20 protein-coding genes are annotated in these 21,828 nt (G+C 68.8%); 14 read left to right on the top strand and 6 right to left on the bottom strand.

Annotation, left to right across the window (positions count from 1 at the left end; translation table 11 throughout):
• The first annotated feature begins 128 nt into the window (after positions 1-128).
• From MKK68_RS08585 to MKK68_RS08520, 14 genes are all read left to right on the top strand, one after another.
• Positions 129-788: a cytochrome c3 family protein gene (locus MKK68_RS08585; protein ID WP_243933085.1), complete on the top strand. Its 660-nt coding sequence runs from the start codon at positions 129-131 to the stop codon at positions 786-788.
• A gap of 16 nt (positions 789-804) precedes the next feature.
• Positions 805-3,750, top strand: coding sequence for a TAT-variant-translocated molybdopterin oxidoreductase (locus tag MKK68_RS08580; RefSeq protein ID WP_244029847.1), 2,946 nt, complete (start codon positions 805-807; stop codon positions 3,748-3,750).
• Positions 3,751-3,754: 4 nt separating this feature from the next.
• Positions 3,755-5,791: a quinol:electron acceptor oxidoreductase subunit ActD gene (locus MKK68_RS08575; protein WP_244029845.1), complete on the top strand. Its 2,037-nt coding sequence runs from the start codon at positions 3,755-3,757 to the stop codon at positions 5,789-5,791.
• A complete protein-coding gene (locus tag MKK68_RS08570) occupies positions 5,788-6,315 on the top strand; it encodes a c-type cytochrome (protein WP_244029843.1) in 528 nt (175 codons plus the stop codon). The genes MKK68_RS08575 and MKK68_RS08570 overlap by 4 nt, the downstream gene beginning before the upstream one ends.
• Complete coding sequence (locus tag MKK68_RS08565; RefSeq protein WP_244029840.1) at positions 6,312-7,394, top strand: hypothetical protein; 1,083 nt, start codon at positions 6,312-6,314, stop codon at positions 7,392-7,394. The genes MKK68_RS08570 and MKK68_RS08565 overlap by 4 nt, the downstream gene beginning before the upstream one ends.
• Positions 7,391-7,867: a hypothetical protein gene (locus MKK68_RS08560; RefSeq protein WP_147726021.1), complete on the top strand. Its 477-nt coding sequence runs from the start codon at positions 7,391-7,393 to the stop codon at positions 7,865-7,867. Before MKK68_RS08565 ends, MKK68_RS08560 begins: the two co-directional genes overlap by 4 nt.
• A 4-nt stretch (positions 7,868-7,871) precedes the next feature.
• Positions 7,872-8,849 (top strand): cytochrome c oxidase subunit II, encoded by a 978-nt coding sequence (coxB, locus tag MKK68_RS08555; protein ID WP_244029839.1) that lies wholly within the window; start codon positions 7,872-7,874, stop codon positions 8,847-8,849.
• Entirely contained in the window at positions 8,846-10,525 is a 1,680-nt protein-coding gene (locus tag MKK68_RS08550) for a cbb3-type cytochrome c oxidase subunit I (protein WP_147842549.1), read from the top strand. The genes coxB and MKK68_RS08550 overlap by 4 nt, the downstream gene beginning before the upstream one ends.
• A 10-nt stretch (positions 10,526-10,535) precedes the next feature.
• Positions 10,536-11,195 carry a cytochrome c oxidase subunit 3 gene (locus MKK68_RS08545; RefSeq protein WP_147842550.1) on the top strand — a complete coding sequence of 220 codons (660 nt, stop codon included), beginning with the start codon at positions 10,536-10,538 and terminating at the stop codon, positions 11,193-11,195.
• Positions 11,196-11,199: 4 nt separating this feature from the next.
• Complete coding sequence (locus MKK68_RS08540; protein ID WP_147842551.1) at positions 11,200-11,511, top strand: oxidase; 312 nt, start codon at positions 11,200-11,202, stop codon at positions 11,509-11,511.
• A gap of 116 nt (positions 11,512-11,627) precedes the next feature.
• Positions 11,628-12,446, top strand: a complete 819-nt coding sequence (locus tag MKK68_RS08535; protein WP_147726016.1) for a class II glutamine amidotransferase — start codon at positions 11,628-11,630, stop codon at positions 12,444-12,446.
• A 168-nt stretch (positions 12,447-12,614) separates the two neighbouring features.
• Positions 12,615-13,358 carry a NepR family anti-sigma factor gene (locus MKK68_RS08530; protein WP_147726015.1) on the top strand — a complete coding sequence of 248 codons (744 nt, stop codon included), beginning with the start codon at positions 12,615-12,617 and terminating at the stop codon, positions 13,356-13,358.
• Positions 13,359-13,476: 118 nt separating this feature from the next.
• Positions 13,477-13,890 (top strand): DUF1236 domain-containing protein, encoded by a 414-nt coding sequence (locus MKK68_RS08525; protein ID WP_147726014.1) that lies wholly within the window; start codon positions 13,477-13,479, stop codon positions 13,888-13,890.
• 147 nt (positions 13,891-14,037) lie between these two features.
• Positions 14,038-14,328 (top strand): hypothetical protein, encoded by a 291-nt coding sequence (locus MKK68_RS08520; RefSeq protein WP_244029837.1) that lies wholly within the window; start codon positions 14,038-14,040, stop codon positions 14,326-14,328.
• A gap of 3 nt (positions 14,329-14,331) precedes the next feature.
• On the opposite strand, the gene mscL is transcribed toward MKK68_RS08520, so the two are convergent.
• The 6 genes from mscL to MKK68_RS08490 all read right to left on the bottom strand — a co-directional run bounded on the left by mscL (position 14,332) and on the right by MKK68_RS08490 (position 21,732).
• Complete coding sequence (mscL, locus tag MKK68_RS08515) at positions 14,332-14,760, bottom strand: large conductance mechanosensitive channel protein MscL (RefSeq protein ID WP_147726012.1); 429 nt, start codon at positions 14,758-14,760, stop codon at positions 14,332-14,334.
• A gap of 81 nt (positions 14,761-14,841) precedes the next feature.
• On the bottom strand, positions 14,842-15,678 hold the full coding sequence (gene pssA / locus MKK68_RS08510; protein ID WP_243934132.1) for a CDP-diacylglycerol--serine O-phosphatidyltransferase: 837 nt from the start codon (positions 15,676-15,678) through the stop codon (positions 14,842-14,844).
• 12 nt (positions 15,679-15,690) lie between these two features.
• Positions 15,691-16,401: a phosphatidylserine decarboxylase gene (locus tag MKK68_RS08505; RefSeq protein ID WP_244029835.1), complete on the bottom strand. Its 711-nt coding sequence runs from the start codon at positions 16,399-16,401 to the stop codon at positions 15,691-15,693.
• A gap of 934 nt (positions 16,402-17,335) precedes the next feature.
• Positions 17,336-18,307 carry an SDH family Clp fold serine proteinase gene (locus MKK68_RS08500; RefSeq protein WP_244029833.1) on the bottom strand — a complete coding sequence of 324 codons (972 nt, stop codon included), beginning with the start codon at positions 18,305-18,307 and terminating at the stop codon, positions 17,336-17,338.
• 91 nt (positions 18,308-18,398) lie between these two features.
• Complete coding sequence (locus MKK68_RS08495) at positions 18,399-20,318, bottom strand: ABCB family ABC transporter ATP-binding protein/permease (RefSeq protein WP_244029831.1); 1,920 nt, start codon at positions 20,316-20,318, stop codon at positions 18,399-18,401.
• Positions 20,319-20,418: 100 nt separating this feature from the next.
• On the bottom strand, positions 20,419-21,732 hold the full coding sequence (locus MKK68_RS08490) for a LysM peptidoglycan-binding domain-containing protein (protein WP_244029830.1): 1,314 nt from the start codon (positions 21,730-21,732) through the stop codon (positions 20,419-20,421).
• Positions 21,733-21,828 lie beyond the last annotated feature (96 nt).

Below are 21,828 nucleotides of genomic sequence, written 5' to 3'. Positions count from 1 at the left end.
TTTGACGGTGCAGACCGGGTCAACCTTGCGGGACCGGGCTGCGGGCATGGCGAGGCAGGGTCGAACATCTTGGTGACGCTCTCCACCGACGACATGCGGCGGTCTCGGCGCCCGCGGGCCATCGCCTGATGGCGCAGCTGTTCTCGCCGGGCGCCGACGCGATCTACCGGCTCGCCCTGCTCACCGGCGTGGCGTGCCTTGCCGGCATCCCGATCGTCGCGGCGGGGATCGTGCGCTCGGATTACGTCACCGGCGTCGGGGTCGCCCCGGCCCAGCCGGTGCCGTTCAGCCACAAGCATCATTCCGGCGAGCTCGGGGTCGACTGCCGCTACTGCCACACGACGGTGGAGACCCAGGCGACCGCCGGCATTCCGCCGACCCACACCTGCATGACCTGCCATTCGCAGATCTGGACCGGGTCCGACATGCTGAAGCCGGTGCGCGACAGCTTCGCGCGCGACGAGCCGCTTCAATGGGTACGCCTGAACAAGCTGCCAAGCTACGTCTACTACAACCACTCGGTCCATGTGACGAAGGGGATCGGCTGCTCGACCTGCCACGGCGACGTGACCAGCATGCAGATGACCTACCGCGCCAACGCCTTCGAGATGCAGTTCTGCCTCGACTGCCACCGCGATCCGGCGAAGTACGTCCGCCCGCAGGAGCAGGTCTGGAACATGACGTGGAAGCCGCCTGAGAATCAGGCGACCCTCGGGCCCGAGCTCGTCGCCAAGAACCACATCCGGGGGGGCGAGCGCCTCACCGAATGCGCGATCTGTCATCGCTGATGGGGACGGACCGCACATGACCGGGCATCACGACATCGGCGCGATCCGCGCGCGCCTGGCGTCCGGCGACGGGCCGGCCTTCTGGCGCAGCCTCGACGCGGTCGCCGACACGCCCGAGTTCCGAAGCTACCTGGAGGCCGAGTTTCCCGCCGCGGCGCGGCTCGCGGCCTCGCCGGAGCGGCGCGGCTTCCTGAAGCTGATGGCCGCCTCGTTCGCGCTTGCCGGATTGTCCGCCTGCGACTCGAGCGACGGGCGGCACTACGAGCTGCCCTACGTCAACGCGCCCGAACGGGTCCTGCCCGGCGCGCCGCTCAGCTACGCCTCGTCGGCGCTGCTCGACGGGTTCGCCAACGGCATCCTCGTCACCACCCGGAACGGCCGCCCGCTGAAGATCGAGGGCAACCCCGACCATCCCTGGAGCCTGGGCGGCACCGACGTGCTGGCGCAGGCCTCGGTGCTCGGCCTCTACGATCCGTTCCGCTCGCAGGCGGTGCAGCATATCGGGCGGCCGAGTTCGTGGGCCGCCTTCCAGGGCGCGATGCTGGCGCAGATGCCGGCCTGGCAGGCGAAGGGCGGCGAAGGCCTCGCCCTGCTCACCGGACCGGTGACCTCGCCGTCGCTCGAGGCCGAGATCGCGCGGATGCGGAAGACCTATCCGGCGATGCGCTGGTACGTCAGCGCAGGCGTCGCGCGCGACGGCCTCTATGAAGGAGCCCGGCGCGCCTTCGGCCGGCCGGTCGAGACGCTTCCCGAGTTCGCCAAGGCGCGAACCATCGTGTCCCTCGACGGGGACATGCTCGACCTCGGCCCCGGGCAGGTCGGGCTGGCGCGGCGCTGGAGCGACGCGCGAAAGGCATCCTACGCGGCCGGCAACCTCCTCACCCTCCACGCCGCCGCGGCGACGCCGACGCTGACCAGCGCCAAGGCGGACTACGGGATCGCGGTCGCCGCCACGCGGATGGAAGCCCTGGCGCGGGACCTGCTGAGCCTCGCCGAGGGCGGAACGGCATCCTCCGCCGACGACGCGTCGGCGGCTTGGCTCGAGCGTGCATCCGCTGCGCTGAACGCGGCCCGCGGCGCCGGCCTCGTCACCACCGGGCTCAGCGGCTCGCCGGCGTTGCATGCGCTCGTCCACCGGCTCAACGGCGCCTTGGGCAACGCCGGCACGACGGTGCGGCATACCGCACCGGCCCAGGCGATCGGCGCCGGGACGCTCCGCGACCTCAGCACCGCCATGGCGGAGGGCTCGGTCGAGACCTTGATCGTGCTCGGCGTGAACCCGGTCTACGAGGCGCCGGGCGCCCTCGACTTCGCGCAGGCCATGGAGCGCGTGCCGCTGAAGATCCATGCCGGCCTCTACTACGACGAGACCGCGGCCCATTCCGATTGGCACCTGCCGCTGGCGCATCCGCTCGAATCCTGGGGCGATGCCCGCTCCCTCGACGGCACCGTCGGCCTGATCCAGCCGACCGTCGCGCCGCTCTACAACGGCCGCGCCGCCAACGAGCTGTTGGGATTCCTCGACCGCGGCACGATCGGCAACGGCCTCGATCTGCTGAAGCAGCGGATGCGCGGCGAATCCGAGACCGACGCCACGTTCCAGGCCCGCTTCGAGGAGGCCCTGCGCAGCGGCTTCCTGCCCGACAGCGCGGCCAAGCCCGAGACGACGGTGCTGACCGAGGCCGCCTCGGCGCCGGCGAAGCCTCCGGAAGCGCCGCAGGAGACCATCGAGGTGGTGTTCCGCCCCGACCCCACCATCTGGGACGGGACGCTGGCCGATCTCGGCTGGCTGCAGGAACTGCCCAAGCCCCTGACGAAGATCGTTTGGGAAAACGTCGTCGGTGTCAGCCCGAAGCTCGCCGAGCGACGCGGGCTCGCCAACGGCGACATCGTGCGCATCGCCGCGGCTGGGCGCGCGATCGAAGGTCCGGTCTGGATCACGCCCGGGCAGGCGGAGAACACGGTCAGCCTCGGGCTCGGCTACGGGCGCAACGTGCCCGACCACCTCGCGAAGGGCCTGGGATACGCCGCCAACGTGCTGCGGCCGGCGATGGACCCATGGCTGCTGGAGGGCGCGACGCTCGCCGCGACCGGCCAGCGCCGGATGCCCGCGACCACCCAAGATCTCGGCACGATGGAGGGGATGGATCTCGTCCGCGTCCAGCACCAGGGCGCGAAGCCGGTCGGCGATGCCAAGGCCTACGAGCTGGCCTCGTTCTACCCGAAGCCCGCAGCCGCAGAACGCGGCGCGGAGGCCGCCTGGGCCATGGCGATCGACCTCGATTCCTGCATCGGCTGCAACGCCTGCATCACCGCCTGCCAATCCGAGAACAACATCCCGGTCGTCGGGCGCGAGGAGGTCGAGCGCGGCCGATGGATGGGCTGGCTGCGGGTGGACCGCTACTTCTCCGGCGCGCTCGATGCGCCCGAGACCCATTTCCAGCCCGTGCCGTGCATGCATTGCGAGAACGCACCCTGCGAGGTCGGCTGCCCGGTGGAGGCAACGCTGCACGACAGCGAGGGCCTGAACCTGCAGGTCTACAATCGCTGCGTCGGCACGCGGACGTGCCAGAGCTATTGCCCGTACAAGGTCCGGCGCTTCAACTATCTCGATTATACCGGCGACATGCCGGTGGTGGCGCAGCAGCAGCGCAATCCCGACGTGACGGTGCGCGCCCGCGGCGTGATGGAGAAGTGCACCTACTGCGTCCAGCGCATCGCCGCGGCCCGCATCGAGTCGGCCAAGGACGCGCACGCGTCGATCCCGGACGGTGCCGTCGAGACCGCCTGCCAGGGCGCCTGCCCCACCCGCGCCATCACCTTCGGAAACCTCTCGGACCCCGGCAGCCGGATCGCCGCGGCGCGAGCGGACGGCCGCAACTACGCCCTGCTCGGCGAGCTGAACACGCGCCCGCGGACGACCTACCTCGCGAGCCTCGCGCCGCCGGCGAAGGAGGGCTGACGCCATGTCGGGAGCCACGCTCCAGCCACCATCCGGCACCGGCCTGATCGGCCCCGACGCGACGCTGCACGGCATCGGCCGCGCCGTCGCTTCGGTCCCGCTGACGCATCCGTTGAACCGCCGCTGGTGGATCGCCTTCGCCGGCGCGCTCGCCCTGCTCGGCCTGTTCGGCGGGGTGCTGTGCTACCTGCTCCTGACGGGCGTCGGCATCTGGGGGAACAACAACGCCGTCGTCTGGGCGCTCGACATCGCGAGCTACGATTGGTGGATCGGCGTCGCCAGCGGCAGCCTCCTCGTCTCCGCGGTGCTGCTCCTGCTCGGGGCGGAATGGCGCGGCGCCGTCAACCGGGTCGCCGAGACGGTCGCCTTGCTCTGCACCTGCGCCGCCGGCCTCTACCCGATCATCCATCTCGGCCGGCCGTGGTTCTTCTTCTGGAACCTGCCCTATCCGAACACCTACGACCTGTGGCCGCAGTTCCGCTCGCCGCTCCTGTGGGACGCGATCGACATCGTGTCCTACCTCGTGGTCTGCGTCAGCCTCTGGTACATCGGGTTGCTGCCAGACCTCGCGTCGTTGCGCGACCGCGCCGTCGAGGATGCGCTGGCGCAGGAGAAGGCCCACGGCCGCCCTCGGAAGCGGTCGCTCCTGAAGGCGCAGGCCTACGGGATCGTCGCATCGGGCTGGCGCGGATCGGCGGCGCATTGGCAGCTCTGGTCGCAGGCCTACCGCACCATCGCGCTGCTCGGCGTGCTGCTTGTGGTCTCGCTCCAGACCGGCGCCTCGGTGATGCTCGCGGGCTCGGTGATGCCGGGCTGGCACGACACGATCCTGCCGGTGACCTTCCTCGTCAACGCCGTGTTCTCGGGCGTCGGCGTCACCGCCGCGATCGTGGTGCTGATCCGCTCGGTCTACCGACTCGACGGGCTGATCTCGGCACGGCACCTCGAGATCCTCGCCCGGCTGATGCTCTGCCTCGGATGCGCCAGCCTGTACTGCTACGCCACCGAGTTCTTTTCGACGTTCCTGCACGGCGACCAGCAGGAACGCGACGTGCTGATCCGGCGGATGACGGGCGCCCATGCCTGGGCCTTCTGGACCGTCGTCGCGTGCCTGCTGATCCCGGCACAGGCGTTCTGGTCGGCCCGCCTGCGCCGGTCGCCGCTCGCGGTCGCGCTGATCGGCGTCATGATCGCGATCGGCGCCTACGCCGACCACGTCATGGTCCTCGTGGTGACGCTGGCCCAGGATTTCCTGCCCTCCTCGCGGCTGGCCTACAGCGAGACGATCTGGGGCGTCGCCACCTTCGCCGGTTCCGTCGGCCTGTTCCTGACGCTGCTGCTGCTGTTCCTGCGCTACCTGCCGGCGGTCTCGATCACCGAGAGCCGTCGCCTAGCGCTCGCCGTCGTGCCGGCCGCGGCCGCGGCCGAGCGGAGGGCGGTGAAGGAGGCCGAGGCGCGGCCGCTTGCCAGCGAGCGGGACGGGACGGAGGACGCGCCGCTCTGGGGCGTCAGCGCCGCCTTCGCCTCGGAAGGTGACCTCGCGGCCGCCGCCGCCGCCCTGTCCGGCCGAGACGACGCCCACGTCCACCTGGACGCGCACGGCCCCGTGCCGATGCCGCGCGTGCTCCGCACCCTCGGGATCGCTGGGCGCTCGATCCGCGCCTACGCGATCCTCGGCGCGCTCGCGGGCGGCGCCGCCTTCTTCGGGATGTGCGTCTACGCGACGGCCTACGACTACGTGTTCCTGATCGGCGGGCGTCCGCGCTTCTCGTGGCCGTCCTTCGTGGTGCCGAGCCTGTCCTTCGCGATGATGAGCGGCACGATCGCGGTCCACCTTGCCTTGCTGATCCTGAACCGGTTGCCGCGCTTGAACCACCCGGCGTTCAACATCCCGGGGTTCCTGCGCGCGACGGACGACCGCTACTTCCTCTCGGCCGAAGCCCAGGGCGAGCGCTTCGACGCCGACCGCGTCGTGTGCAAGCTGGCGTCCCTGCCCGCGGAAGCCGGCCGCCCGCTCGACATCCGCCGGGTGCCGCGATGAGGCGTCTCCTGGCCCTGCTCGCCCTCGCGCCGCTCGCGGCCTGCGGCGAAGCCGACATGAGCGAGCAGCCGCGTGCCAAGACCTGGGACAGGAACGGCTTCTTCCCGCAGGCGATGACGATGCGCCATCCCGTCGCCGGCACCGTGCCGCGGAACGATCCGGCCAAGCCGGCGGCGCAGCTAGCAAGCATCACCGAGACCCTGCTGGCGCGCGGGCGGGAGCGGTACGGCATCTACTGCACCCCGTGCCACGGCGCCTCGGGCGACGGCCGCGGGATCATCGTCGCGCGCGGCTTTCCCTCGGCCGGTCAGCTCACCACCGAACGCCAGCGCACGGCGTCGGCCGACGACCTGTATCGTGCGATCTCGGAGGGGCACCGGGCGATGTACGGGATGGGCCAGATGATCCCCTCCGCGGATCGCTGGGCGATCATCGCCTATGTCCGCGCCCTGCAACAGAGCCAGGATACCGAGGTCGCGGGCCTGCCGCCCGAGGACCGGGCCAAGCTGGAGGCGTCGCGATGATGGCCGCTTACGCCTCGGCCGCACGGCGCCGTCCCGTCGCGGCGTCGCTCCTCGGCGTCGGAGCGTCGATCCTCGCCGTGCTGGCGGGTGGCTGGCGCGGGGCGGCCACGTCCTACCTGGCGGCTTGGCTCGCGCTACTCGCCCTGCCGGTCGGCGCGCTTCCGATCGCCATCGCGCTCGAGCGGTTCGGCCTGCGCGAGCACGACCGCGGCGAAGGCGAGCTTTCCAAGTCCTTGCGTCGCCTCGTCGGGCTGATGCCGGTGGCAGCGATCCTGGGCGTGCCCGTCCTATTCGGCATCGGGCAGATCTATCGATGGACCGACGCGCCGCCCGCGACGCCGCTGGCCGCTTTGTGGTTTACGGTGCCGCTCTTCGCCCTGCGGGTGATCGCGTACCTCGCCGCCTGGGTCTGGCTCGCCGCGCGGTTCGTGGTCCCGGGCGAAACCCGCGACGGACGCACGATCTCCGGGGTCGCGCTGCATGCCGTCGTCGGAACCCTGGCCGTCACCGACCTCGTCGGATCCCTGGACCATCGGCTCGGCTCCAGCCTCGAAGGTGTGCTCGTGCTGACGGCCTGGAGCAGCTTGGCCCTGGCCGCGGCGATCCTCCTGGCACCGGAGGAGCCGACGCCGATCGGGCGCGGGCGCGCGGTCCCCGGGCAGGACCGGCTTGTGCCGCTGGTGGTCCTGCTGAGCCTCTGGGCCTTCCTGCACTTCGTGCAGTTCCTGATCGTCTGGTCGGCGAACCTTCCTCAGGAAGTCTTGTGGTACTTCGCCCGCGGCGGCTGGCTCGGCCGTGCGTTCGCGAGCCTCGGCGGGGCCGTCGTCCTGCTCGGCGCGCTGGCGACGCTTCGGCCGGGGCGCCCGACGACGCGGGTCTTGGCGGCGCTGGTGCTCGCGCTCCACGCGGTCGAGATGTTCTGGTTCGTGACGCCCGCTCTGCGCGACCGCTTCGTGATCGGCTGGAGCGACGCCTTCGCCGCGATCGCCGTCTGCTGCCTGGCCGTGGCCCTGCTGCCAGTGGCGCAACGCCTGATGCCCGTTCTCTCGCCCCGGCGCCGGCGGAGCGCGGTCGCATGAGCACCGAGCGCACGCAGCACCGGTTCGGCTTCGTCTCGTCGATCATCTCCGGCTTGGCGATCTTGCGCCGCCGTCCTTCCTCGCCCGGGACGGCGAAGGCATCCGGCGAGGCCGGATCCTCGGACGGGCCGGGCTACGAAACCTCCGACGTCCATGTCGGCAACACGGCCCGCGTGATGGCCGGGCTGATGGTGACAGCGCTCGCCGTGATCGGAGCGATGATCTGGCTGAAGACGATGGTCTCGACCGATCAGCGCCAGGCCCTGCCGAGCCTGACCGCGCAGCAGACCGCGCGGCTCGTTCCCCCGCCACCGAACCTTCAGGCCGACCCCTACGCCGACCTCGCTGCCGAGCGTGCGGCCGAAGGCCGGCAGCTCGACGGCTACGCCTTCCTCGACGCCTCGCGGCAGCGCGCGCGCATCCCGATCGACCGTGCCATGGCGCTGACGGTCGGCCGAACGCTGGACCCGTGAGCCGATGACGCCGAAGCACGCAGCCCTCGAGCTCTGGCCGGCGGCGGCCTCCGCCGTCGCGGTCGAGACCGACTACCTGATCCTCGCCTTCACGGTGCTCACGCTGGTGCTCACCGTGCCGGTGTTCCTGGCGATCACCTGGTTCGCGATCCGGTACCGCGACGGCCAGGAGGCCAACCGCGACACCAGCGGCATCCGCTCGAACCTGATCGAGATCAGCTGGATGCTGATCCCGTTCCTGCTGACGCTGATCTTCTTCGTCTGGGGCGCGCGGCTCTTCGTGATCTCGAAGAACCCGCCGCCCGACGCGATGGTGATCGAGGCGATCGGTCGGCAATGGATGTGGAAGTTCCAGCACCCGACCGGCCAATCCGAGATCAACGACCTGCATGTGCCGATGGGCCAGCCGATCAAGCTGCGGATCATCAGCCAGGACGTGATCCATGCGCTCTACCTGCCGGCGCTCCGGGTGCAGATGGCGGCCTTGCCCGACCGCTACACCGAGCTGTGGTTTAAGGCCGACAAGCCCGGCACCTTCCACCTGTACTGCTCGGAATATTGCGGCACCGACCACTCGGCGATGGAGGGCAGCCTGACAATCCTCAGCCAGGGGGACTACCAGGACTGGCTCACCCATTCCGGGGCGCAGCAATCGAAGGTCGCGGCCGGCGAGGCGATCTACAATGCCTACGGCTGCGGAACCTGCCACGACGACGGTTCGACCGTGCAGGCGCCGAAGCTCGCCGGCCTCTACGGGCGGGCGGTGCGACTGGCGGACGGGCGCACGATCACGGCCGACGAGGACTACCTTCGCGACAAGATCCGCAACCCCAACGGCAACCGGCTCGCCGAGGGCTACAAGCAGATCATGCCGAGCTTCGCCGGCGTGATCCCGGAGGACGACCTCGGCCGCCTGATCGACTTCCTGAAATCGAACACCCGCACCGTGGGCGACGCAGCGTCCGGAGAGGCCACGCGATGAGCGCATCGGGCACGATCGACAGCGGGATCGCGAACCGCGAGCCGCACGCGCCGGAGGCGACGCTCGATCGTCCGGCCGACTATCTCCACGCCCAATCGACCCTGCGCTCGTGGTTCCTCACCACCGACCACAAGCGCATCGCGATCCTCTACCTCGCCTCGATCACCGCGTTCTTCATCATCGGCGCCGTCGCCGCGGGCGTGGTGCGGCTGGCCCTCGTCGTGCCGAACGGCGCGGTGATGGCCAACGACACCTACAACAAGGCCTTCACCATCCACGGCGTGGTGATGGTGTGGTTCTTCCTGATCCCGTCGATCCCGGCGACCTTCGGCAACTTCCTGATCCCGCTGATGATCGGGGCGAAGGACCTCGCCTTCCCCAAGCTGAACCTCACGAGCTGGTACGTCTTCATGACGGGCGCGCTCTTCACGATGGTGTCGGTGGTGCTCGGCGGCATCGACACGGGCTGGACCTTCTACGCGCCGCTCTCCACCGCGTTCTCGAACGGCTGGGTCCTGCCGGCGCTGATCGGCGTGACGATCGTCGGGTTCTCTTCGATCCTGACGGGCCTGAACTTCGTCGTCACGATCCACACCATGCGCGCGCCCGGCATGACGTGGTTCAAGCTGCCGATCTTCGTCTGGACGCACTACGCCACCAGCCTGATCTTCCTGCTGGCGACGCCCGTGATCACCACGGCGCTGATCCTGCTGATCATGGAGCGCGCCTTCCACATCGGCGTGTTCGATCCGGCCTATGGCGGCGACCCGGTGCTGTTCCAGCACCTGTTCTGGTTCTACTCGCACCCGGCGGTGTACATCATGGTCCTGCCGGGCATGGGGGTGATCTCCGAGATCATCCCGGCCTTCGCCCAGAAGAAGCTCTTCGGCTACCGCTTCGTCGCCTACGCCGCGATCGGGCTCGCCTCGGTGACGTTCTTCGTCTGGGGCCACCATATGTTCATCAACGGGCAGAGCGATCTCGCCTCGCTCGCCTTCTCGGCGCTCTCCTTCGCGGTCGCCGTGCCCTCGGCGGTGAAGGTCTACAACTGGACCGCGACGATCCATAAGGGGAAGCTCCGCCTCGACACGCCGATGCTCTACGCGATGGGCTATATCGGCCTGTTCGTGCTCGGCGGCCTCACCGGCCTGTACCTGGCGACGCTGGCGATCAACCAGCACATCCACGCGACCTACTTCGTGGTCGCGCACTTCCACTACATCATGGTCGGCGGCACGGTGCTGGCCTTCCTCGGCGGGCTGCACTTCTGGTGGCCGAAGTTCACCGGCCGGATGTACAACGAGGCCTGGGGGCGGATCTCGGCGTTGCTGATCTTCCTCGGCTTCAACGTGACGTTCTTTCCGCAGTTCATCCTCGGCTACCTCGGCATGCCGCGACGCTACGCGACGTACCCGCCGGAATTCCAGCTGCTGAACGTCCTCTCCTCGGCCGGCGCGACGATCCTGGCGGCGGGCTACATCTTCCCGATGCTCTACCTCGTCTATTCCCTGTGGTTCGGCAGGAAGGCGCCCGCGAATCCCTGGGACGCCAAGGGGCTCGAGTGGGAGACGACCTCGCCGCCGCCGACGCTCAACTTCGCGTCGCCGCCCGAGGTGCCGAGGGTTCCGTACGACTACCCGATCCAGGAGCAGGAAACCAAGGCGCAGCATCGATGAGCCAAGAGCGATGAGCACGGGTCTCGCCGACGGCGTCGGCATCAAGCGCGCCCACCATTTCGAGACCGTCGCGCAGCAGCGCTATGCCGCCACGCTCGGGATCTGGGCGTGGCTGATCACCGAGCTCCTGCTCTTCGCGGCCCTGTTCCTGGTGGCGCTGATCGTGCGGATCCAGCACCCGGAGGCGACGCAGGAGGCGGCGCGCCACCTGAAGTTCTGGATCGGCGCCGTCAACACGGTGGTGCTGATCGTCTCCAGCCTCACCATGTCGATGGCGATCGAGTTCTCGCGCATCGGCTGGCAGCGGGCGATGGTGCGGGCGATGCTGGCGACCGCCGCTCTCGGCAGCCTGTTCCTCGTGCTGAAGGGCTACGAGTACTACGCCGACTACGAGGAGCACATGATGCCGTTCCTCGGCTCGCGCCCCTACGAGCTGTCGGCGAGCCCGGCCTCGCGCCTGTTCGTGAACCTCTACTACGTCGCGACGCTGTTGCACGGGCTGCACCTGCTGACCGGCATCTCGCTGCTGCTCGGCATGACCTGGATCGCGTCCAAGGCGGGTTTCCTGTCGCGGCACCAGAACTGGATTGAGATCTACGGCCTGTACTGGCACTTCATCGACCTGATTTGGATCATGGCCTTCCCGATCCTCTACGTCGTCAACCGGTAGCCCGATGCGCAGCCCGCTCGCGACCCTCTCCGACGCCGACCGCGCGCTCCTGAAGGATCGGCTGCGCAAGCCGGTCCTGACCTTCCTGGCGCTGATGGGCCTGCTCGCGGTCAACGTCACCCTCGGCGCGACGCTGCCGTTCGAGCAGGTCTGGGCGCTCGAGCTCGTCGTCGTCGCGGCGATGGCGCTCGTCGTCCTCCTCGTGTCGATGGAGGTGCTGCACGAGCCGCCGCTGGTGAAGCTGTTCTCGGGCCTCGGCTTCTTCTGGGTCGCGATCATGGTCGGCATGACGCTGACGGATTACCTCGGCCGCTGACGCGCGGTGCGGTTCACGGTTGTTCGCCGTCCGAAACGCACCTAAACCGAAGTGGACATCCGGGCGGCGGACGATCCGCGCCGAGGCCCCGCCCGATCAGGTAAGTTTCCGAGACGATGTGCGAACTGCTCGGCATGAGCGCGAACGTGCCCACCGACATCCGCTTCTCGTTCGCGGCGTTGGCGCGGCGCGGCGGCGAGACCGGTCCGCATGCGGACGGATGGGGCATCAGCTTCTACGAGGGCCGCGGCTGCCGCAGCTTCCACGAGCCCGAGCCGAGCGCGAAGTCGGAACTCGCCCGCCTGCTGCGCGACTACAAGATCAAGAGCCGCATCGTCATCGGGCACGTGCGCAAGGCCAATCGCGGCCGCGTCAGCCTCGAGAACACCCATCCGTTCTCGCGCGAGCTCTGGGGCCGGCGCTGGACCTTCGCGCATAACGGCCAGCTCAAGGGGGTGAAGAAGCTTCCGCTCGGCGGGTTCATGCCGATCGGGTCGACGGACAGCGAGTACGCCTTCTGCTGGATGCTCGGCCGCCTGCAGGGGCGTTTCTCGGCCCTGCCCAAGCCCGCGCTGCTCGACCGCGCGGTGGCCGACCTCTGCGCCGAGCTGCACGCGCTCGGCGTGTTCAACATGCTGCTCTCCGACAGCCGAACCCTCTACGCCCATTGCGGCAAGCGCCTGTGCTACCTCACCCGCCGGGCGCCCTTCGGCACGGCGACGCTGATCGACGAGGATTGGCGGGTGGACTTCGCCCAGGAGACCACCGAGCGCGACGTCGTGTCGGTGGTGGCGACGCAGGCGCTGACCCGCGACGAATGCTGGACCGACCTCGCGCGCGGTGACGTCATCACCCTGCGCGACGGCGCGATCCGCCTGCTGAAACCCGGCGCGCCGGCGGCGGCCACCGTCGTCGTCGCGCCGAAGCCCTGTTGAGGCGAGGCGCGACGCACTTGGATGTGACGGTCGCGAAGGTGCAAGCGCGGCCGCGATAGGCTAAAGACACGGAACAACTCGAACGGCTCAGGCGCGAGCCGCACACGTTCCGCCTCGCGGCTTCGGACCACCCGCGAGCCCGCAGAAGACCGTAGATTGCGACGCATCATGACCCGCGACGAGACCGACACCCTTCCGAGCCAGTCTGGAAACGGCGACAAGGATGCGCGGCCGAACCTGTCGCACACCATCCGCTCCCATCTCGGCGACCATCTGCGCAGCGCCTACGACACGTTGGGCCAGACCGAGCTGCCGAGCCGCTTCGCCGAGCTGATCGCGAAGCTCGAGGCGGCGCTCAAGGCCCGCGGCGAGGCGATCGAGCCGGAGTTCCGCAACGGCCTGCTCGCGGCCGTGCCGAGCCTGCGCGCCTTCGCCCTGTCGCTGACCTCGAACCCGGCCCGCTCCGACGACCTCGTGCAGGATACGCTGATGAAGGGCTGGCAGCACCGCGCCCGCTTCCAGCCCGGCACCAACCTGAACGCGTGGCTGTTCACGATCCTGCGCAACATCTTCTACTCGGACCACCGCAAGCGGGTCCGCGAGGTCGAGGATCAGGACGGCTCCTACGCCGCGCGCCTGGCCACCGCCCCGCACCAGGGCGACCGCCTCGACGTCGAGGACCTGCAGACGGCGCTCGCCAAGCTCCCGCCCGACCAGCGCGAGGCGCTGGTGCTCGTCGGCGCCGAGGGCGTCTCCTATGAGGAGGCGGCGACCATCATGGGCTGCAAGGTCGGCACCGTGAAGAGCCGCGTCAGCCGGGCCCGGGGGCGGCTCGCCGAGCTGCTGGGCTACGACGAGGAAGACCTCGGCTCCGACCGGTTCATCCAGTCCGCGATGCCCAAGGACGCTTGAGAGAACGCCCGACGATCGGTCTTTTTTGACGCATCCGTTTCCGGGGGTCGTGCGTTACCGGCCCGACACTCGCACGGCGCCGGTTGGCGCGGCGAGCATCGGAAGACGGAGCTTTGCCATGCAGTTCAAGACCCTTCTGGCCGCCTCGGCCCTCGTTCTCGCCCTGCCGCTCGCCGCACAGGCGCAGGGCACCATCCGCGGTGCCGAGCGCGGCGCCGAGACCGGCTCCGACATCGGCGGCCCGATCGGCGGGATCGTCGGCGGCGCGGTGGGCGCGGCGACCGGCACCGTCGGCGGCATCCTCGGCGTCGACATGCAGCCGCGCTTCCGCAGCTACGTCCGCGAGCGCAACGTGCGCTCCTACGATTACGACGGCCGCGTCGCCGTCGGCACCACCCTGCCGGGCGACGGCGTGACCTACTACGACGTTCCCGACGAGTACCGCGTCCAGCCGGGCACCCGCTACACCGTGATCAACAACCGCCCGGTCCTCGTCGATCGCGGCCACCGCATCGTCGAAGTGATCGACTAGGCGTTTCATCGCCGCGCGACGTGCGAGGGCTCCGGAGCGACAGGCTCCGGGGCCCTTTTCCTTGGCGCCCACCGCACGCTCGGCCGCCCATGCAACGCTTCGCCGCATCGCCCGTTATGGCTCTGACGGCGAACGGGAATTCCCACCATGAACGACGACGCCATCGATCCGAAGGCCGGGCTTCCGGAGCCGGTCCGCGACCATCTCGGCCAGCAGCTGCGCTCGATGCTGTCGGTGGGCCAGGAGAAGCCGCGCTTCCTCGGCGACGATCCCGCGCCCGACGCCACCTTCGCGCCGCAGCTTCAGCGCCTGGAGACCCGGCTCAAGACCCACGAGGAGGGCACGGGCGCCGTCGAGCACGCCCTCGACCGCATCCTCGATGCTTTCGGCGTCACCCCCGACGACGGCAAGCCCGCCGAAACCAAGCCGACGGCCTGAGGGTCAGACCTTCGGGCGCGTCGCGAGGAGGTCGCGGATCTCGCCGAGGATCTTCACGTCGGCCGGCACCTCGGCGACGGCCTCGGGCTTGGCCTCCTCCTTGGTCACGAGCTTGTTCATTGCGCGGATGACCAGGAACAGCACGAAGGCGACGATCATGAAGTTGATCGCCACGGTGATGAACTGGCCGTAGCCGATCACCGCGCCCTGCTTCTTCGCCTCGGCATAGGCCGCGCCGGCCTGCACCTTCGACGACAGCGGCAGGTAGTAGTTCGAGAAGTCGAGCCCGCCGGTGATCGCGCCGATCATCGGCATGAACACGTCCTGCACCGCCGAGGTGACGATCGCCCCGAAGGCGGCGCCGATGATCACGCCGACGGCGAGATCGACCACGTTGCCGCGCAGCGCGAACTTCTTGAACTCTTCGAGCATGGCAGGTCCCCAGCCTTCAGGTTGCATCACGCTACGCGTGGCGGCGGGGGCCGCCAAGCGGACGCGCCCTGGCATCCACCGTCAGATCGCCGAGGCCGGATCTTCGCCGGCCTCGATGCGGGCCGCCGGCTCGAGCCGGGCGCGGCGGCGGTACTGCGCGGCGCCGATCGGCAGGCCGACGATGTAGGCGGCGCTGATCGCCACCAGCGATTCGAACGGGAACGAGATCAGCAGGCCGAAGGCGGCGACGCCGGCGAGGAAGATCGGCAGCACCCACCCGCGCGGCACGCGCTTGCCCATGGTCTTGCCGGAGAAGGTCGGCACGGTGGAGACCACCAGCAGGGCGATGCCGAGCACGTAGACCAGGATGGCCGGCGCCGCCCAGGCCTCGAAGCCGAAGCCGAGGAAGTGCAGGTAGAGCGGCAGCATCGCCGTCATCGCGCCGGCCGGGGCCGGCATGCCGACGAAGTAGTCCTTCTTCCATTCCGGGCGGTTCGGGTCGTCGAGCATCGCGTTGAAGCGGGCGAGCCGCAGCGCCATCGCGATGGCGAAGATCAGCGCCACGATCCAGCCGAGCGATTTCAGGTTGTGGAGCGCGAAGCCGTAGAGGATCAGCGCCGGCGCGCAGCCGAAGTTGACGAAGTCGGCCAGCGAATCGAGCTCGGCCCCGAAGCGCGAGGTGCCCTTCAGGAGCCGCGCCACGCGCCCGTCGATGCCGTCGAGCACGGCGGCCGCGATGATCGCGATCACCGCCGGCTCGAACTTGCCCTCGAAGGCCAGGCGGATCGCGGTCAGCCCGAGGCAGAGCGCCATCAGGGTGATCATGTTGGGCGCGATCATCCGGAACGGCACCGGCTTGAACCGGCGCGGCCGCGGCTCGTTCGCGTCCGGCTCGAAGGGCGGGAAGAGATCGTCCATCGCCCCCTCCCCTCAGATCCGGCGGAACGAACGCTCGGGCCCGCCGCCGAGGTCGGCGAGCACGGTCTCGCCGGCGACCGCCTTCTGGCCGAGGCCGACCAGCACGCGGGTGCCGACGGGCAGGTACACGTCGACCCGCGAGCCGAAGCGGATCAGCCCGAAGCGCTCGCCCACCGCGAGCTGGTCGCCGGCCGAGACGAAGCCGACGATGCGGCGCGCCACGAGGCCGGCGATCTGCACCACGCCGACCCGCACCGGCTGGCCGCCGTGCACGGTCTCCATCACCATCCCGTTGCGCTCGTTGTCCTCGCTCGCCTTGTCGAGCTCGGCGTTGAGGAACAGCCCCGGCGTGTAGTGGATCTGCCCGATCCGGCCCGTCACCGGCACGCGGTTCACGTGGCAGTCGAACACGTTCATGAACACCGAGACCCGGGTCATCGGCACCTGGGGCAGGTCGAGCTCGGGCGGCGGCAGCACGGTCGAGATCAGGTTCACCCGCCCGTCCGCCGGCGAGACCACGAGGCCCTCGGCCACCGGCGTCACCCGCTCCGGGTCCCGGAAGAAGTAGCAGACCCACAGGGTCAGGATCAGGAACACCCAGCCGAAGAACTGCGAGAAGGTGCCGGCCAGCACGGTGAGCACGATCCCGATCACGATGAAGGGGTAGCCCTCCTTGTGGATCGGGACGAGCGTCCGGCGGATCGTCAGGAGAAGGTCGTTCATGCGGTCTTTCGGAAGGGGCGCGCGAAGGGCGCGGGGCCAACGGGATTTTGACCCGCGCGATGGCAGCCCAGGGCGCGAAGGTCAACCGCCGGCGCCGTCGCGCGCCCCTTCCCTCCCCCCGCTGCGGGGGAGGGTGGGCTTCGCGTCAGCGAAGGTCGGGAGAGGGGAGCGACCTCTCTGGATGCGGCGCTCCCCTCTCCCGACCCCCTGACGGGGGCCACCCTCCCCCGCAGCGGGGGGAGGGAAGCGGCGTCGGCGCACGCCAAAACGACCCCGCGCGGAAAGCCTCCGCCGGCGGCATGGCCCCGACATCACGGACAGGAGACGCGGGACGCCGCGGAACCCTGGGATGATGCGCAATGAGCCGGTTCCCCGGCGCCCCGCGGTGCCGGGCCCCGAGAACGCGGGCACCCGACGCCGATTTGTCGTCGCGGCTTTACGTACCGCACGGCCCCGCCGCCGCGGCCCGCGCGACGCGGGCCCCGGTCACGTATCCGGCCACGTAGGGCCGGGTCGCCCCGGCGACAGCCGGAACGGGCGATCCCCGCACCCTCCCTAACGTCGGGACGGGCTCAGGTCTCTTCTGAGAGCGCTCCGCTTGCGGGCGACAGCCCGCCGCTCGGAGCGCCCCGCGCCGCGCATTATGGACGCCGTATCGCGGCGGGTTGATCGACCCACCGCGCAGGACCGCCACGCTGCCGACCGCCCCGTCGATCACCGGGCCGGCTCCTGACGGCGGCTCCGGGACGAAACGCAGCCCCGGCGCCGTGCAGCGCGTGATGGGGCTATAGGCAGGATTTAGGAATTTTGTCGATAGGCCGAAGGGTAGCCTATGAAAGCGGGGCGATTGAGCAATATAACTCCGAAGAAAGAGTCGTTACTCACCCATTCGCGCGCATTACAATAATAGAAACCCGAGCCAGCATGTATAAATTTAATTTTCGTATTGATTTTTGTCGTTCCTGTATCCGAACCCTGTTTCTACGCTACCCACGTGCCAGTATTTCTTTTTCTCAATAGCCATGACAAATCCAATAAAATCCAGCATTCGATAAATTTCATCGGCTGCTTTGTATTCGAATGAATTGATTTTTATCATATCTGACCCAAGCAGTTCCGTTGCTTCGTCAATATCTATCACAAATCCATGGTCTTTATAATGATTTACCAAATGCTTTGCCACGGTTTCGGAGGTATGATTACTGCCGAACGTTCTTGATTGGAGCAGTCGCTCGGCGTATTGAACAGCACTCTCATTCACTCGCTGATAATATCCAATATTTCGGATAGGAGCTTGAACTCGAAGGTAGTCCTTAAAAATTTCGGCGGCGCCGGGAAATTGACATGCAAGCTCTGCTATTACGTTGAGCGCATTGCCAAGAGCGAGAGCGGGCAAACCACCCATCTGTGGATCAATTGGCCCAAGATGGCTCATCAATCCCATATGTATCTCATCAGCACCTAAACATATCAAAGTAGCTGCAGATTTGGCCCGCCTTGGGACAGCTACAACAAATTTGCCGCACGAAAGCCTCTTTAATGTTTTACTTAACAAATAAGCTGGTTCGATCCCACCCCCACCGCTGTTAATTATCAGCAATATATCGTCTTTGATATCTGACTCAGTCGCGGCAGCGTAGATTTGATCAGCGTGATAATTCGATATGCTATCTACTTCGTCCACAAGCATTATTGTTGTGTAATTTGATAAATTATTTTTATGTATAATATCATTTATTTCATTTTTTATGTATTGATTGATCGTTTCTTTATCATCAGACTTGATGGCAGATATCCAGTCAAGCTTAGGCTTAGCTGCTGGTGCGGTCGCTGCGGGTGTAGGTGTAGGTGTGGGCTGCGCATTCAGTGGCATTTCTTGAGTATCAGTAATCGGATCACCGCTCACACACGCCTCCTAGGCAATATCAACCTAGAGTTTAAAGAGGCACGCTGACGTGAGTCAAGATCGGTCAAGCCTAGTTTAATCCCACGACGTACTATTCCACAGTCATTGCTTCCTCCCTTATCCCACGCACTCCAACCCGCACCCGCTCCGCCTCCTCCTCCGCCCGCCGCAACGCCGCCCGCGCCGCGTCCGCCTCGCGCTGCCGGTTCCAGAGCGCCGCGTAGACCCCGTCCTGGTCGAGCAGCGCGCCGTGGGTGCCGCGCTCGACGATGACGCCCTTGTCGAGCACCAGGATCTCGTCGGCGTTCACCACCGTCGAGAGGCGGTGGGCGATGACCAGGGTGGTGCGGCCCTTCGCGATGCGGTCGAGCGCGTCCTGGATCTGCGATTCGGTGAAGCTGTCCAGCGCCGAGGTCGCCTCGTCGAGGACGAGGATCGGCGGGCTCTTCAGGATGGTGCGGGCGATGGCGACGCGCTGCTTCTCGCCGCCCGAGAGCTTCAGGCCGCGCTCGCCCACCGGCGTGTCGTAGCCCTCCGGCAGGCCCTCGATGAAGCGGTCGATCTGGGCGAGGCGGGCGGCCTCGCGCATCTCGGCCTCGGACGCCTCCCAGCGGCCGTAGCGGATGTTGTAGCCGATCGTGTCGTTGAACAGCACCGTGTCCTGCGGCACCATGCCGATGACGGCGCGCAGCGAATCCTGGCGCACCGCGGCGATGTCCTGCCCGTCGATGGCGATGCGGCCGCTCTGCGGCTCGTAGAACCGGAACAGCAGGCGCGAGAGCGTCGACTTGCCGGCGCCCGAGGGGCCGACGATCGCCACGGTCTTGCCCGAGGGCACCGTGAACGAGACGCCGCGCAGGATCGGCCGGTCCGGGTTGTAGGCGAAGTGCACGTTCTCGAAGCGCACCTCGGCCGGGCCGGCGACCAGCGCCGGGGCGCTCGGCCGGTCCGCGATCTCCGGGTTGCGGTGGAGGATGCGGAACATGTCGTCGATGTCGATCAGCGCCTGTTTGATCTCGCGGTAGATCATGCCCATGAAGTTCAGCGGCATCGAGAGCTGCACCAGCATGGTGTTGGCGAGCACGAAGCCGCCGATGGTGGTGCGCCCGGCGAGGATGTCGCGGGCGGCGAGCCACATCACCGCGGTCATGCCCAGCGTGAAGATCAGCGCCTGGCCGGCGTTGAGGACGGCCAGCGACACGTAGGTCTGCGTCGAGGCCTTCTCGTACCGCGCCATCGCGCCGTCGAAGCGCTGGGTCTCGCGGGCCTCGGCGCCGAAATACTTCACCGTCTCGTAGTTCAGCAGCGAGTCGACCGACTTGGTGTTGGCGTCGGTGTCGGACTCGTTCATGCGGCGGCGGATCGCGATCCGCCACTCGGTCGCCTTGTAGGTGAAGCCGAGATAGGCCGCGACCATCACGAAGACGACCAGGGAGTAGGTCCAGTCGAACTCCCAGGCGAGCACGCCGAGCACCAGCACGAACTCGACGATGGTCGGCACCAGCGTCAGCACCATCAGGCGCGACAGCTCCTCGATGCCCGAGCGCCCGCGCTCCAGCACCCGCGTGAGCCCGCCGGTCTTGCGCTCGAGGTGGAAGCGCAGGGAGAGCTGGTGCATGTGCTGGAAGGTCTTCAGCGCCAGGCGGCGCACCGCGTGCATCGCCACCTTGGCGAACAGCCCGTCGCGCGCCTGCGTCAGCCCGGCCATCAGGATGCGCGAGGCGCCGTAGATCGCGATCAAGAGCATCGGCGCGGCGAAGATCCCGGTCGGCACCTGCTCCTTGCCGTGCTCCTGGCCGCCGACCGCCGCGACCAGCGCGTCGGTGATCCACTTGAAGGTGAACGGCGTCACCATCGTCACCAGCTTGGCCACCAGCAGCAGCCCGAACGCCAGGAAGACCCGCCGCTGCAGGTCCGGCCGGCCGTAGGGCCAGAGATACGGCCAGAGCCGGCGATAGGTGGCGACGAGGCCCGGGCGCGCGTCGGGCGCCGGCGGGGGAGTGGAGGTCATACGCGATTGTCCGGAAGAGGAGGCTCGCCCCGGCATATAAGCCGGCACCGCCCGCGGCACACCCGCAGCCGCCGCGGGGCGGGGCGGCGTGGGGGAATCCTCAGCCGTTCCTGCCCGCCTTCGCGTCCTTGCCGTCGCCCGGCAGCACGAAGATCTGGCCGGGATAGATCAGGTCCGGGTTGCGGATCTGCTCCTGGTTGGCATCGTAGATCACCGTGTAGCGGTCGCCCGCGCCGTAGGTGCGCCGGCTGATCTGCCACAGGCTGTCGCCGCGGATGATCTTGGCCGTGCTCACCGCGGGGACGAACACCCCCGCCCGCGGCGGCTCGATCGCGGCCGGGGTGGGCGAGACGGCCTCGGCCCGCGCCGCCGGGGCGGCGGGCCGCTCGGCCGGCTTGTCCGCCGCCGCGCCGGGCCTGGGCGGCGCGAGGTTCGTCGCAACGCGGGCGGGTTCCGGCACCGAGAACGGCACCTCGGCCCGGCTGCGCACCTTGCCCGAGACCGAATCGACCTGGTCGACCCGCACCGTGTAGGCGCCCGGCTTCACCCCGCGGCCGATGGTGAAGGTGACCTTGCCGTCGGCGCCGACGCTCGCCGGGGCGATCAGCGTGTCGTTGAGGTAGAGCCGCACCGTCGCACCCGGCGCGGCCTGGCTGGTGACGAACAGCCGGCCGCCCTCCTGCGCGTCCACGCTGACGATCTTAACGGGCGCGGGGGCGTCCTTGGCGGCTTTCCCGGAAGGCGGCTTGGCCGCCGCGTCCTTCGCCGCAGGGCCCTTCGCCGCGCCCTTGACGGGGGTATCCCTGCCGGCGACCGCCTGGCCCGGCGCCGGGTCCGGCGCCCGCTGCGCCGTCCGGACCTCCGGCTGCGACAGCACCACCGTGGGCCTGTCGGGCGCGGTCAGCGCCACCAGCGGCTTCTCGGTGCGCGTGGGCGAGACCGCCACGGCGACGCTCTCGGCCGAGCGGGTCTCGCGGCCCTCGGCATTGGTGGAGCGCAGCACGATCTCGCTGTTGCCCGCGGGCAGCGCCGGCGGCACGATCGCGAACTGCCCGTTCGGGTCGGCGAGCGCCTTGGCCACCGCCTTGCCGTCGACCAGGAGCTCGACGACGGTGTTCGGCGCCCCGCGGCCGGCCACCACCGACTCGCCGTTCGGCTCGACGCGGACGATATCGAACTTGAGCGCGTCCGGCGCCGCCGGCGCCGCGGCGCGCGCCGCCGGCTGAGGCGCCGCGTCCGGCACGGGCGCCGGGCCCGGCGTCAGGGCGCCGACCGCGCCGGGCGCGGGCTCGGGCGCCGGAGCATGCGCGTGCCGCCACCGGTCGAGCCCGCCGAACACGGCCGCCACCAGGCCGAGCCCGATCAGCAGGCCCAGGACCGCGAGAAACACGCCGCGCCGCAACTCCGCCGTCATGGCGATCCATCCCTCGTCGACACCACGCCCGCCCGGCCGCGACCCCCATCCCCGGCGGTGGAGACTTTCGAAAACGCCCGCGCGAAAAACCGTCGA

Origin of the sequence: Methylobacterium sp. E-016, from assembly GCF_022829745.1 — a bacterium.
Taxonomy (GTDB): Bacteria; Pseudomonadota; Alphaproteobacteria; order Rhizobiales; family Beijerinckiaceae; genus Methylobacterium.
The sequence above is the reverse complement of the archived record's forward strand: the minus strand, read 5'-3'. Positions and strand labels throughout refer to the sequence as shown.